This window comes from Streptomyces sp. NPDC058864 (assembly GCF_042742985.1).
Classification (GTDB): Bacteria; Actinomycetota; Actinomycetes; order Streptomycetales; family Streptomycetaceae; genus Actinacidiphila.
In genome coordinates, this window is the sequence record NZ_JBHYMQ010000052.1 from 1 (window position 1) to 14039 (window position 14039).

9 protein-coding genes and 1 pseudogene are annotated in these 14039 nt (G+C 70.9%); 7 read left to right on the top strand and 3 right to left on the bottom strand.

From position 1 onward, the window contains the following. A partial coding sequence (locus ACFW3D_RS30065) for an ISL3 family transposase (protein WP_500509270.1) occupies positions 1–911 on the top strand: 911 nt, incomplete at its 5' end. 30 nt (positions 912–941) lie between these two features. On the opposite strand, the pseudogene ACFW3D_RS30070 reads toward ACFW3D_RS30065, so the two are convergent. Further along, positions 942–1487 (bottom strand): annotated as a pseudogene (locus ACFW3D_RS30070) (helix-turn-helix domain-containing protein); the annotation flags it as partial. Positions 1488–1835: 348 nt separating this feature from the next. On the opposite strand from ACFW3D_RS30070, the gene ACFW3D_RS30075 reads away from it, so the two are divergent. Together ACFW3D_RS30075 and ACFW3D_RS30080 are read left to right on the top strand one after the other, a co-directional pair. Next, entirely contained in the window at positions 1836–2159 is a 324-nt protein-coding gene (locus ACFW3D_RS30075; RefSeq protein ID WP_500509400.1) for a plasmid stabilization protein, read from the top strand. Between the two features lie 93 nt (positions 2160–2252). Then, on the top strand, positions 2253–2408 hold the full coding sequence (locus ACFW3D_RS30080; protein WP_089228969.1) for a DUF6131 family protein: 156 nt from the start codon (positions 2253–2255) through the stop codon (positions 2406–2408). Between the two features lie 488 nt (positions 2409–2896). Here ACFW3D_RS30080 and ACFW3D_RS30085 read toward each other — a convergent pair whose 3' ends face one another. Beyond that, positions 2897–5197 carry a catalase gene (locus ACFW3D_RS30085; protein WP_500509272.1) on the bottom strand — a complete coding sequence of 767 codons (2301 nt, stop codon included), beginning with the start codon at positions 5195–5197 and terminating at the stop codon, positions 2897–2899. Between the two features lie 206 nt (positions 5198–5403). On the opposite strand from ACFW3D_RS30085, the gene ACFW3D_RS30090 reads away from it, so the two are divergent. Both ACFW3D_RS30090 and ACFW3D_RS30095 read left to right on the top strand, forming a co-directional pair. Continuing rightward, a complete protein-coding gene (locus ACFW3D_RS30090; protein ID WP_500509275.1) occupies positions 5404–6213 on the top strand; it encodes an alpha/beta fold hydrolase in 810 nt (269 codons plus the stop codon). A 101-nt stretch (positions 6214–6314) separates the two neighbouring features. Next, positions 6315–7490: a PP2C family protein-serine/threonine phosphatase gene (locus tag ACFW3D_RS30095; protein WP_500509277.1), complete on the top strand. Its 1176-nt coding sequence runs from the start codon at positions 6315–6317 to the stop codon at positions 7488–7490. Between the two features lie 123 nt (positions 7491–7613). On the opposite strand, the gene ACFW3D_RS30100 is transcribed toward ACFW3D_RS30095, so the two are convergent. Beyond that, complete coding sequence (locus ACFW3D_RS30100; protein ID WP_500509279.1) at positions 7614–8303, bottom strand: haloacid dehalogenase type II; 690 nt, start codon at positions 8301–8303, stop codon at positions 7614–7616. Between the two features lie 180 nt (positions 8304–8483). Here ACFW3D_RS30100 and ACFW3D_RS30105 point away from each other — a divergent pair, with 180 nt between their 5' ends. Together ACFW3D_RS30105 and ACFW3D_RS30110 are read left to right on the top strand one after the other, a co-directional pair. Continuing rightward, complete coding sequence (locus ACFW3D_RS30105; protein WP_500509282.1) at positions 8484–9005, top strand: hypothetical protein; 522 nt, start codon at positions 8484–8486, stop codon at positions 9003–9005. Then, the gene (locus ACFW3D_RS30110; protein ID WP_500509284.1) at positions 9002–13516 is read left to right on the top strand and encodes a cation-translocating P-type ATPase; all 4515 of its coding nucleotides are present in this window, start codon (positions 9002–9004) and stop codon (positions 13514–13516) included. Before ACFW3D_RS30105 ends, ACFW3D_RS30110 begins: the two co-directional genes overlap by 4 nt. The last annotated feature ends 523 nt before the right edge of the window (positions 13517–14039 follow it).

Sequence of the window (14039 nt, forward strand, 5' to 3'; positions counted from 1 at the left end):
AAGCCCGTCAGGTCGCCGACGCCTGGCACCTGTGGGACAACCTGGCCCATACGGTCGAACGCACCGTGATCACCCATCGCTCCTGTCTGACACCGTCGCAGCCCCCGCAATCCGAGCCCACGCCCATAAAGGAACCTCCCGACCCCGCTCTCAACCCCGACACCGGCACCGAGAAATGGCTGGTCACCCGCACCAGAGAGCGATACCGGGCCGTCCAGGACCTGCTTGCCCAGGGATGGACGATCAGCGCCATCGGACGCGAACTCGGACTGGCCCGTCACACCGCCCGCCGCTACGCACGCTGTGAGAACCCCGAAGCCCTCGCCGACCGGGCCATCCGCACCACCCGGCTGGACGCCTGGCGGCCCTACCTGATCAGCCGCTGGAACCAGGGATGCACCAACGCCTCCGCCCTCTTCCGTGAGATTCAGGCCCAGGGCTGCCCAGGACGCACACCGCAAGCCGTGCGCCGCCTCCTGCGTCCCTTGCGTGATACCGCGAAGGCGGCACCTGCACCGCCGCCAAAACCGCAGGACCTCACCCGCTGGATCACCCGCCACCCCGGGCGCTTACGAGCTGAGGAAGAACAACAACTCGAAGACGTCCTGTCCCGATGCGCCGAACTGGCCGCACTGCGCGGCCACGTGCATGCCTTCGCTCGCATGATCTGCGACCGAACCGGCACCGACCTGGCCGCCTGGATCCGCGCCGTCCATGCCGACGACCTGCCGCAGCTGCACTCTTTTGCCGACGGACTCGAACGCGACTGGGACGCTGTCCTGGCCGGCCTCACCCTGCCGTGGAGCAGCGGCCCCGTCGAAGGCCACGTGAACCGGATCAAGATGCTCAAACGACAGATGTACGGACGTGCAAGCCTCCCGCTTCTCCGTAAACGAGTCCTCCTTGCATGACGCCGCGTCATCGCTTCACGAAAATCTTGACTGAGCCCATCGAGAATCCGGCTTCGTCTTCGAAGACGAGCCAGGCCCCGAGCGCCGCCGCGGTGCTTCCGCCTGCGGCCACGTCTCCTTGATCCACCCGGTCACCCGGTCCTCGTCGCGTTCCACTGCTCGCCGGGCCGGAACCTGATGGCTCCAGCCATGGCGACGCAGCATCAGGGCGATGCCCGACAGGGTGAGGCTCTTGTGGAACCGGCGGCCGATCAGCGTCTTGATCCGTGACAGCGTCCAGGTCTGGTCCGGCCAGCCGTGCGCGACCGGACCCTTGGCCAATTCCTCCTCGAGCACCGCGAACAGCCTGTCGCTCACCTTCGGCAGCGACACCGGACCGGACGACCGCAGCCCTGCGATGCCGGCATCCTGCCAGGCCCGGCGCCATCGCTGCACCGAGCGCACACTCACCCGTAAGTCCTTGGCGACCTCCGCGTTGGAGGCGCCAGCGGCAAACCGCTCGGCAGCTTCCATCCGGATCCGCTCACGAAACGCCTGCCGTTCAGGCGTCAGCCCACCACCCTGCGGATACCTCACACAACCGGCATACCGCGACGATCAAGCTCCGTCAGCCCCCAACGACATCACCGCTCGAAAGTCAGTAACCGACACCTTTGAGAGTGTGCGCACCGCAGTCGGGCGGTCAGCCTTCGCCTGGTTCGGGTTATTCCTGGGGCCGCCCGCGGGATTCTGTGTGTGTCACGCGCGTGGAGTAACGCGCAGCAGGCATGTTTCTTGAGTCCTTCCCCTCCGTAGCCGTCGTGTCCAGTACCTCACAGTGGCTTTGAGGTCGGCTGGGATCACTGCTCTTCCTAGAAATATCAGTGACGATGACGGGTAGCAGATCATCAATGGCCTCAATTTGATCACCTAGGGGTGAACGAGATGCCTGCAGGATCGAGCCGCAAACGCGAACGACAGTACGAGCACATCAAGGACAGCGCCAAACAACGCGGGGAGAGCGAGAAGCGGGCCGAGGAGATCGCCGCGCGCACTGTCAACAAAGAGCGGGCTCGCGCTGGCGAGTCCAAGACCGCCAGCCGTAGTTCCACCGAGGATATGTCCTCTGGGCGCCGCGGCGGCCAGCGGTCCGGAAAGGGTTCGCAAGGCCCCACCCGGGACCAGCTCTACGCGGAGGCCAAGCGTCGCAACGTCGACGGCCGCTCCCATATGAACAAGGCGGAACTGCAGCGCGCGCTCGGGAAGTAGCTCAGACCAGCTGGTCCGTGTGGGTCAGAGATTCGAGCACAGCGTTCAGTCACGGCCATGCGGCCGTGGCGCCGCCGACCACTGGAGGGCATCGTGCTCATCCTGGGAATCATCCTACTGATCATCGGCTTCCTCACCGGGATCTCGATCCTGTGGACCATCGGGATCATCCTGGTGATCATCGGGCTCGTCCTCTGGGTGCTGGGCGCCGTGGGGCACAGCGTGGGCGGACGAAAGCACTACTGGTAGGCGGCGCCGTCCCGACCGTCAGCCGTTTCCGGAAGCCGCCGCGGCGGCCGCGGCTCTCCGCGCTGTCGCACCGGCCCTGAAGATCGGCCCTGAGGCGTCGATCATCTGGTTATCGCCGTGCTGATCAACAGCTTCTGCCGGTGCACGCCGTGCAGCCGGATCTCGAAGGGTGCAAGCTGGAGGAAGTGAGGGAGTAATCCGGAGGCCATTGCCTCTCTTGGCCTTCAACTCAATGAGCTGGTTTCCGTCCCTGGTGGTGTGGCGGTGCCAGCTCATTGTCAGCAGCGCGACATCAACTTGGCCCTCCAGTCGTCCGCCGTGCCGACGCGCTGCAGCAGGAGCAAAGCGATATCGCCGCTGCGCGGACCGCAGGCGGATGCATGGCGGTGAGCCTGTCGGCCAGGGCCATCCAGCCATCGGCCCGCGAAGGGCCACCTCGGCCGGAAGGAACCGGCTGAGGCGACCCACGCTCGTGACCAGAGAAACGCTCAGACAGCCCCACTTTCCGCGGGAGCGGGGAACCGGTCCCATACGCGGTGGGCGCCCAGCAGCGCGGTGACCTCGCGCAGCACCCCTTCGCCGGCGGAGCCGGTGACGACGCCGAGCGCATTGTCGGGGACGCCGGCTGCCCGCAACGCCGGAGCCGCGTCGTCCCAGCCTCCGATCGGCTTCGCATGCCGGTAGGCCTCCTGCAGCATCAGCACGATGCGGGGGTCGACCGGCGCCGGGGCCAGGGCGGGGGCACCCGCCTTGGCGTCGCGGCCGCCTTGCGCGTCGGCGGCCGGGCCGGGGGCCCCGGCCAGGAGCAGGGCGTCGAACTCCACCGAACGCGCGGTGGCGAAACTGCGCTGCACGGTGATCGGATCGACGCCCTCGGCCATGAGCGTGCCGCCCGTGGGTGCGACGATCAGCGGGACCATGCCGCCCGCCAGCACGGAGCGGCGGACGGTGTCCACGGCGCCCAGGTCGCCGGTGCCGTCCGTGACGATGGCGATGACCCGCCCGGCGGTCGGCCAGGTGCGGCCGACCTGCGACAGCGCCGGACTGGGCTGTACGTCGGCGAGCGGCTCCGAAGCCTCCGGGGCGGGCAGGCCCAGACCCTGCGCGACCTGCCGGCACAGGTAGGGATCGATGTTCGCCAGGACCATCAGGGTGCGTTTCTTGATGGCCTGTTCGTAGCACTTGCCGAGCTCGAAGGTGTAGGCGGCGACGATGTGCTCCCGTTCGGCCGGGCTCATGCTCCGCCAGAACAAGCGGGGCTGGCTGAAGTGGTCGTCGAACGAGGCCGAGGCTTCGCGCACCTTTGCGCCGGCCGCGATCGGGGTGGGGTGCTCGATGTAGGCATGGTCCTCGGCGCCGGCGAAGAACGGGCAGCCCCCGTCGAGTGAGTTGGGCTTGTACGGGGCGACACCGGTGTGCACCGCGTCCTGGTGGAAGCCGTCGCGCAGCATGTCGTTGACCGGGGCGTGGGGCCGGTTGATCGGGATCTGCGGGAAGTTGGGGCCGCCCAGGCGGGTGATCTGGGTGTCGAGGTAGGAGAACAGGCGTCCGGCCAGCAGGGCGTCGTCGGTGATGTCGATGCCGGGCACCAGGTGGCCGACGTGGAAGGCGACCTGTTCTGTCTCGGCGAAGAAGTTGGTGGGGTTGGCGTTGAGGGTGAGCAGCCCGACGGGCTGCACCGGTGCCAGTTCTTCCGGGACGATCTTCGTCGGGTCCAGCAGGTCGATCCCCTGGAAGGTCTGTTCCGGGGTGTCGGGGAAGGTCTGGATGCCCAGCTCCCACTGCGGATGGGCGCCCGCCTCGATGGCGTCGGCCAGGTCGCGGCGGTGGAAGTCGGGGTCCATGCCGCTGATCATCTGCGCCTCCTCCCACACCAGGGAGTGCACGCCTGCCTTGGGCTTCCAGTGGAACTTCACCAGGGTGGTGGCGCCGGTGGTGCTGACCAGGCGGAAGGTGTGGACGCCGAATCCCTCCATGGTGCGGAAGGATCGCGGGATGCCGCGGTCGGACATGTTCCACAGGGTGTGGTGGGTGGCCTCGGTGTGCAGGGAGACGAAGTCCCAGAAGGTGTCGTGGGCGCTCTGCGCCTGCGGGATCTCCCGGTCCGGGTGGGGTTTGCCGGCGTGGATGATGTCCGGGAACTTGATCGCGTCCTGGATGAAGAACACCGGGATGTTGTTGCCGACCAGGTCGAAGACGCCCTCGGACGTGTAGAACTTGGTGGCGAACCCGCGGGTGTCGCGCACGGTGTCGGCGGAGCCGCGCGAGCCCAGGACGGTGGAGAACCGCACGAAGACCGGCGTGTCGACGCCCTTGGCGAGGAAGGCCGCCTTGCAGACCTCGGCGGCCGTGCCGTAGCCGCGGAAGACGCCGTGCGCGGCGGCGCCCCGGGCGTGCACCACGCGCTCCGGGATCCGCTCGTGGTCGAAGTGCATGACCTTTTCGCGCAGGTGGTGGTCCTGCAGCAGCACCGGACCACGCGGCCCGGCCTTGAGCGAATGGTCAGTGTCGGGCAGGCGCGCGCCCTGTGCGGTGGTGAGGAACGCCCCGTCCTGGGCCCGCACGGTCTTGGACGGGCCGTCCGGGCGCCCCGTCGCACTGAGCGGGGTGGGAACGCCTTGGTCGGGCTTGGCGGGCAGCGGCGCGCGCGGCTCGACCGGTTCCTCCACTGTCGGGGGCATGCTCGTCGGCACCCCGGGGATCTCCGCCCGCCCCGCGGGAGTGAGCTCGGCGCCCACCTCCATGACCTTGTCCACGATCTTCTTCACCGGGCCCGGCTCGTTGGCCATGGCGAACTCCTGCTCGTCCTCGGAAACCCTGTCGCCTCCGGGTAACCGCTGCCGCCCGCGGGCAAACGGTGCCGGGTGGGATGTCCGCCGTTCGCGGCGGATGTCACCCCCGGGTGCCAGGTGGCATGACGCCCCTCAGGGAGGGCAGGTGGGATCCGTAGGCATCCCGCCTGGCCGGAGGCCACCCGGAGAAAGCCCGGATCGCCATGCAGCACGCCTTCAACGAACGCCGATTCGTCCACCGCGGGGCACAGCTGGCTCTGGAGGTGTCCGGCGAGGGCGAGGGGCCCTTCGCCGTGTACGCGCACGGCGGTTTCGTCAGCCGCGCGGTGGAGGACCGCATGGGCCTGTTCGACTGGCGTCCGGTCCTGGACGCCGGGCGCCGCCTGGTCCGCTACGATGCGCGCGGCCACGGCCGCTCCACAGGGGGTGCCGTCGACGGCGACTACACCTACGCCTCCCTTGCGGGCGATCTCCTCGCTCTGCTCGATCACCTGGGCCCGGTCGAACCGGTCGCAGCCATGGGCGCTTCCATGGGGTGCGGAACCGTGCTGCACGCCGCCACCCGCGCATCGGACCGCTTTTCCCGGCTGGTGCTCCTCCTCCCACCCACAGCGTGGGACACCCGGACGGCCTACGCGCGGAACAACCTCCGCTCCGCCGAGAGGATCGCGCACGAGGGAGCGGAGGCATGGGCTGCCGAAAGGCGCAGGCGGAAGGGTCCCGCGGTCGTGGCCGATGTACCCGCCTTCCCGCCGACCCCGGTGGATGCGGTGCTGCCCTCCGTACTCCGCGGCCTGGCGCAGACCGACCTTCCTGCACCCGGAGCCATTGCGTCCCTGCTCCAGCCCGTACTCATCCTGACCTGGGCGGACGACCCGGGCCATCCCCTGTCGACAGCGGAAACCTTGCACCACCTCCTGCCCCACTCCGAGCTGCACGTGTCGCGGACCCGCAAGGACGTCCGCACATGGGGCCAGCGGATCGCCACGTACCTGACCGCTGGCCCCGCATGATCGGGAGCGGATGCAGTGACGAGCTGCCTCGGCTGTGATGGAGGAGACATGTCGTCGCAGATCGGCGGAACGTGATGGGTGTCAGGGGAAGCGATCCGGTCATGGACACGCTGCTGGACGCGCTACATCGCACGGAACCGGGGCGGCTGGCGCACCTCATCCAGGAGCACTACGCGGACCTGGGGCTCGACGAGGCGACCATCTACGTGGCCGACCTGCAGCAGAACGTGCTCGAGGCGCTGACCGACGAAAGCGGCGGCAGGCCGCCTCGGCACCTGCCCATCGACGCCAGCCTGGCCGGCGCGGCGTACCGGTCCGAATCTCTGCGCATTCAGCCGGGCGAGCAAGACAGCGTGGTGCTGTTCGTGCCGATCATCGACGGCGTCGAACGGCTTGGGGTGCTGCGCGTGGAGACGGGCGTGCTGAACGCCGCCACCGTCCGGCGCTGCCAGTCAGTGGCCGCCTTGATGGCGATGGCGCTGGTGACCAAAGGCACCTACAGCGACCGACTGGCCCGTACCCAGCGTGCCGCCCCCATGGGGGTTGCCGCGGAAATGGTGTGGGCGTTCCTGCCACCCCGCACCATCGGCACGGCCCTGGTCACCTCCAGTGCTGTCGTGGAGCCGGCCTACGAGGTCGGCGGCGACGCCTTCGACCACTCGGTGGGCGAGAGCATCCTGCATGCCGCAGTCGTGGACGCCATGGGTCACGACCTGGCCGCCGGATTGACCTCGTCCGTGACCCTGGCCGTCTGCCGCAACGCCCGCCGCTCCGGTGCCGACCTGCCCGAGATCGTGGACACCATCGACGAGCACCTCCAGCGGCTCTTCCCCGAACGCTACGCCACCGGCATCTTCGTCCAACTGCAGATGACCACCGGCCGTCTGCGATGGGTGAACTGCGGGCACCCGCCCCCGTACCTGCTGCGCGAGCACGCCCTGGTGCCAGGGGCGTTCCACCGGGAGGCCGACCTGCCGCTGGGCTCGGGCTTCGGCACAGCCCAGGAACGACGGGTGCATGAGGCGCGACTGGAGCCGGGCGACCGGGTCCTGCTGTACACCGACGGCGTCACGGAGGCCCGGCTGACCGGGAACGCGTTCGGCGAGGAACGCTTCATCGACTACATCAACCGCACGGCTGCGGCGGGCGAGCCCGCCCCTGAAGTGCTCAGGCGTCTGGTCCACGCCATCCTCAACTCGCAGAAAGGTCGCCTGGGCGACGACGCAACCATCCTCCTGTTTGAGTGGCACCCCCTTCGTGAGGCCCAGCGACGCTGACCGGGATCAGGTGGGCGGTCTGGCCCGAGACCGGCCCCCAGATCGGCGGAGAGGCTCTGCAAGGCGCCCAGTGGCTCGGCCTTGCGGCGCGGCCGGCGGAGCCGACGGCCCTGAACGGGGTTCCTAGCTGCGTGCCTCGATGAGCTTCCCTGCGAGTTCCGTCACGTTCTCCGCTACCCAGTCCGGCGGTGTCATGACGCCGGGGTAGTGTGCGCGTCCCCTTCGCAGCCACGCTCCCGCTAGGCCGGCGCGTCGCGCGCCGTCGATGTCCCAGGGATGCACGGCCACGAGCATCGCCTCCGCGGGCCGCACGCCTGCCCTGTCCGTGGCGTGGAGGTAAGCGTCCCGAGAGGGCTTCCAGCAGCGCGGCTCCGAGACGTCGAGCAGGGCGTCGAAATGCTTCAGCAGGCCGGCGCTGTCGAGCAGCCGCTGCGTCGTGGCCTGGGAGCCGTTGGTCATCGTCAGTAGTCGGTAGCCGGCGGCGTGCAGCATCTGGACGCCCTCGGGCACATCCGGGTGCAGGTCGAGCGCGGCGAATCCTTCGACCACGTGGTGGGCGGCGGCCTTCGTGTCACCGGTCCAGTCGCTCAACCCGGTGAGCAGGACACGCGCGTTTTCCGTGGCGACCTCGGAGAAGTCCGCGTATCCACCGGCGGCTGTCAGTGCGAAACCGTCGCGCAGGATCCCGGCGAACCAGAGGGGTAGCAGGTCGGCGGACGCGCCGACCTCTGCGAAACGGTCGCCCAGGGGTGTCATGTCGCTGAGCGTTTCATTCACGTCGAAGACGATCACGCTGATGGGGTTCACGGCCACGATGACGACTCCTGAGCGGCGGCTGCTTCGCTGTCTTTCCATCGTGCGACACCGTCGGCGCGCGCGCGGCCTCCGTGCGTGGCCGCCTGGGTGCGGATTGTTCAGCCTGGCATTTCCGGGCAGCACGTATATGAGGTGATAAAGATGGATGAACGTGGGCGTAATGGATCTTCCGCCGTCATGGACGCGGTGGCGCATCCCCTCGACACGATGAAGTCCACGGCGCAGCGCCTGCCGGGGGCGGACACGGTCAAGGGGGCCGTCGACAACGTACTGGACACGGTAGGGGTGGTGTCGCCGAGGACGCGGCGAGTGGCCGCTTACACCGGGGCCGGGCTCTTGGGCGTTGCCGGGGTCGTCGAGTGGCCGGTCGCGGCCGCCGGTGCGGCCGCGGTGTGGCTGACGCAGCAGCGGCCGGGCGCGAAGCGGGCCCAGGCGCCGGTGCAGGACCAGGCCCAGGCGCAGGCCGCGCAGGGTGCGCCGGAAATGCAGGACGCGATGATGCCGCCGGAGACGCGGATTCCGTCCGAATCCCACGCGCAGGGGCACATGTCAGCGGCGGAGACGCGCGAGTCCCCCATGGCCGAGAAGGGGCCGGCAGCGATGACCGATCCCTATGAGCTGCCGACTCCCGAGGGCGGGCCGAGCAAGGTCAAGGTCAAGGCGAAGGAAGGCAAGAAGGCGAAGGCCTCCGACACATGAGGCCGCTGGACGGGCTTGGGCTGCTGATCGGGCTACCCGCCGCGGGCCTGCGGCTCGCGGCGAGCGCGCCCACAGGCGTCGCGCGTCACGTGGTCCCGCTCGCGGATGCCGGGGTGCGCGCGGCAGTGCGCAGCGCCGTGGCCGCCTCACGCGGGGCAGTGCGGCTGGGACGGGCCACCCAGCAGGCGGTCACCGCAGGCTCTTGCTGGGTTGGCGACCGCCGCCTGCACATTCCTCTGCGGGCACGCCCCGGCGTGGCCTTGGACCGCCGCGAGGTGGAGGCGGCGGCGAAGAAGGTCGCCCGGTCGCTGGCCGAACACCCCGAGGTGCTGGCGGCGTACTGGGACGGCGGCCTCGAATCGCTGGTGGTGCAACTGGCGCAGGACGCGGTGGCCGACACCGTGGCGGGCCGGGCGGTGGAACTGGCCGACGCCCACCAACTGGAGCAACCCGCGGAACCGGTACTGGACCACAACCATCCCGGCCAGGCCCCTGGGGCTCGCGTCCATGCCGCCGCCCTGGGCTGCGATGTGGCCGGGATCGCCACTGCGACAGCCGCACGGGTACTGCGCCTGCCCAGCTCCCCGCGCATGGTGACCGCGGCCGTGACGGCGCTGCGCGAGGACTCCCGACCGCGGACCTGGCTCCAGCGCAGGCTGGGAACACCGGCCACCGACGTGGTCCTCTCCGCCGCTTACGCCGCCGCCCACGGCTTCGGGCAGTCCCCGACGGCTCTCATGCTGGACGCGGCCCTGCGCGCCGGTCAGCTCATCGAATCCGTCGCGCGTTCCGCGTTGTTCGACGAGGTCCACGACCAGCTGTGCGCGCCCGAGCGAGAGAGCCTGCCCGCGCCCCGGGTGCGGCGGCCCGGCCTCCACGTGCTGCCCGCGCAGCAGTACGCGGACCAGGCCGTCACCGGAGGGCTTCTGGGTGCGGCTGCGACGCTGGCCTTCACCCGCAACGGCGCCGAGGCCGCAGAGGCGGTGCTCGCCGCCTCGCCTCGGGCCGCCCGCTACGGGCCCGTCGCGTTCACCGCCGCCCTGGGCACCGGCCTGGCCCGTCGCAAGGTGCTCGTACGGGACCTGGAACGGATCCGGCAGCTGGAGCTGGTCGACACGATCGTGCTGCACCACTCCGTGATCAGTGGACGCAAACGCACCCTCCTGGAGGTCACCCCCCGGGGCGACGACTGGGACCACGACCGGCTGTCGCATGCCGCCGCGGCCACGCTCCGGGACCAGGACGAGCAGCCGGCGGACGGTGAATCCGGCTCCGACCGCGAGGTGCGTCTGCGACCTGCTCCCGGCACCGCCCCCGGCACCCGCACCGGGCAGATGACCGTTCTCGACCAGGACAACCGTGAGGTGGGCACCGTCTTCGTCGGCCGGGAAGTCGACCCGCTGGCGGAGGCGGTGCTGGACGTGGCCCGCCGGGCCGGCCTGCACGTGGTCGTGGCCGACGACGGGACCCTCGGCGAGTTCGGCGCTCTCGCCGACCAACTCACCTCTGAGGACGTCACCTTGGCGGAGCTTGTCCGCCAACTCCGGCAGTCCCGGCGTATCGTGCTCACGGTGGCCCGGGTGGCCCCCGGTACCGGACCCGACGACGACGTGCCCACGGGACTGCTCGGCAGCGACGTGGCCGTGACCGTCGTCGATGCGAGCAGCGCCGTGCTGTGGGCCGCGGACGCGCTCGTCCTGGACGACCTGGCTGGCGTGTGGCGGCTGCTGGCCGCCGTGCCGGGCGCCCACGCCGCCGCCCGGCACGCGAAGATCCTGGCCGAGGCCGGAGCGGCGCTTTCGGAACTTATGGTGCTCACCCGCGGCTCGCGGGGACGGCGCGCCGCCTGGCGCGTGGGGCTGCGACTGAGCCCGGTCAACGCCGCCGCGGCGGCCGCCCTCGTCGACGGCTGGCGCGGCGCCCGGCACGTACTGCGCCACGACGTCCCGCGGCCCCGGCCGCGCGTGCCCTGGCACGCTCTGGAACCCCAGGAGGTCATCGACCGGCTGCGGGAGACGCAACGGTCGCTGCGCCAGGAGACGACCCGTGCCCGGTCGGCGGCCGGGCGCCTCGGCCAGGCGGTGGCCGCGTCACCCGTAGCCGCGCCCCTGCGCCTGACGGGCCGTCTGGCCGGCGCGGTCCGCGCCGAGCTGGACGACCCCCTCACCCCCGTACTCGCCGTCGGGGCCACCGCTTCCGCTCTGCTGGGCTCGGCCGTCGACGCCCTGCTGGTCACCGGCGCCATGGGCGTCAACGCTCTCGTCGGCGGCATCCAGCGCCTCCGCGCCGAACAAGCCCTGGCCTCATTGGCAGTGAGCCAGCGTCAGCAAGCTCGCCGGGTGGTCGACCCGGACACTGGCGACACGCGCACCGTCGAGGCCGGACGGCTCACCCCCGGGGAGATCATCGACCTCCAGACCGGCGACGTGATCCCCGCCGACGCGCGGCTGCTCGAAGCCGAGGACCTCGAGGTCGACGAATCCTCCCTGACAGGGGAGTCCCTGCCCACCCTCAAACAAGTGGAGGCCACCCCCCGGGTACCAGTGACCGACCGCGACTGCATGGTCTTCCAGGGCGCCACCGTGGTGGCGGGCCATGGCCGTGCCGTGGTGGTCGACACCGGAGACGACACCGAGGCAGGCCGCGCCGCCCACCTGGCCGCACGGATGCCGCCCGCCCCCGGAGTCCAGGCCCGCCTGCGTGAACTGACCTCCACCGTGCTGCCCCTCACCCTGGCAGGCGGAGCCGCGGTGACCGGAGTGTCGCTGCTGCGCGGCACCCCCGTCCGGCAAGCCGTCGCCGGAGGGCTGGCCGTCGCCGTCGCAGCCGTGCCCGAAGGGCTGCCGCTCACCGCCACCGTCGCCCAACTGGCCGCCGCCCGCAGGCTCACCGAGCACGGAGTGCTGGTGCGCACCCCGCGCACCCTGGAGGCGCTCGGGCGGATGAACACCATGTGCTTCGACAAGACCGGCACCCTCACCGAGAACCGGCTCCGAGTGGTCCGCACCGCCGACCCCGACGGGCGCGACCACGGCAACGACTCCCCGGACGGCCACGCGATCCTGCGGCAGGCAGCCCGGACCTGCCCTCTGGTCGGAGACGACCACGGCGTACACGCCCACGCCACCGACGGCGCGGTCCTCGAGGCTGCGGGCGACGACCCGGAGTGGACCCCCGGCGACACCCAGCCCTTCCAGGCCTCGCGCGGCTATGCCTCGGCCACCGGTCACGACGCGGAGGACACCCCGCTGCTCGTGGTCAAGGGCGCCCCCGAAGTGGTGCTGCCCCTCTGCCCCGACGCCGACGACACGATGGAGACGGCCCGGAGGCTGGCATCGGAGGGCCTGCGCGTCCTGGCTGTCGCGGAACACCGACTGCAGCCGGACCAGTTCGAGGGCGCGCTGGAAAGTCCCCTAGAAGAGCATGAGTTGCGGCTCACCGGCTTCATAGCCCTGGCGGACACGCCCCGTTCCGACGCGTCAGCGCTGATCTCCGGCCTCCGGCAGGCCGGCGTACGACCGGTGATGCTCACCGGTGACCACCCCGAGACCGCCAAGGCCGTGGCCGTCGCACTGGGCTGGCCCGAGGACGTCTCCGTCGTCACCGGGGACGAGCTGGCCGCCCGTGACCGCACCGGACGGGCGGAGCTCGTCCGCGACTGCGGCGTCGTCGCCCGCGTCGCCCCCGAGCAGAAGCTCCAGGTCATCGAGGCCCTCAGGGAATCCGAACGCGTCGTGGGCATGGTCGGCGACGGTTCCAACGACGCGGCCGCCATCAGGGCCGCCGACGTCGGCGTCGGCATCGCCGTCCGTGGCTCCGCGGCCGCGCGCAACGCCGCCGACCTGGTCATCGTCAACGACGAACTCTCCGCGCTGATCGAGGCGGTCGCCGAGGGTCGCGCCCTGTGGCACAGCGTCGCCGACGCGCTGACCGTCCTGATCGGCGGCAACGCCGGCGAGATCGGATTCTCCCTGTTCGGGACCCTGGTCTCCGGCGCGTCCCCGCTGTCCACCCGGCAACTGCTGCTGGTCAACCTGCTCACGGACATGTTCCCGGCCATGGCGGTCGCCGTGACCCCGCAAGGCGCTGTGGCCACCAGCGCCGACGCGGAACAGGGCGCGGCACGGACCGGCACCGCACCGTTGGGGCTGGGAACCCTGGGCGCGCCCCTGGCCCGGGAGATCCGTCATCGTGGCATCCTCACCGCGCTCGGCGCCGCGGCCGCCTGGCTGGTCGGCACCGTCACCCCCGGCAGCGCCCGGCGCACCAGCACCATGGCGCTGTGCGGGGTAGTCGGCGCCCAGCTGACGCAGACCGTGACCGGTCGCCGTCACAGCCCCCTGGTGTGGCTCACGGTTCTCGGTTCCGCCGCCGCGCTCATCGCGGTCATCCAGACCCCTGGCGTGAGCCAGTTCTTCGGCTGTACCCCGCTCGGTCCCGTCGCCTGGGCCGGGGTGACAGCAGCCGTAGCCCTCGCCGCCCTTGCAGCGCGCTCACCGTCCGACGGCTGAGGGTCTGTTACGCGGCCGCCTGCGCCGACCGGTTCGCCGCCAGGGCGAGGGCGGCCAGGCGGCGGCGAGCAAGGTGCCCTTCCCGAAAGCGGCAGCTCGCCACCTCGACCGGTACATTCGGAGTATTCCAACGAGGTGGGCGGCGCCAAGGGGTCCTCGCCCGAAACCGCGCAGGATGTCCGCGGCCGCCGGACGGGGGGATGCCTCCTGTGCGCCCGGGTAGCCGCGAGCCATGGATACTCCTGATCGAGATCGAGCACCCGACCGGAACAGGGACGAGAAGCCTGAGGTCACACTTCTCCGGAGAACCTGATCCCTGGGGCAGCCCTTTTCCTCGTGGCTACCGCAAGAGCCTGCAGGCCGCCACCGGACGCATCGCAGCAGCGGCATGCCGTCTGTGGGGCGCCCCGACCGAAAAACCCGCGGGGGGGGCCCCACCCTGGGCGGCCGCGGCCGGGCGATCGGCCGGGGGGGGCGCAGTAGCGGGGCCCGGGCCCCCCCCCCGGGCCCGGGGCCCGGCGCG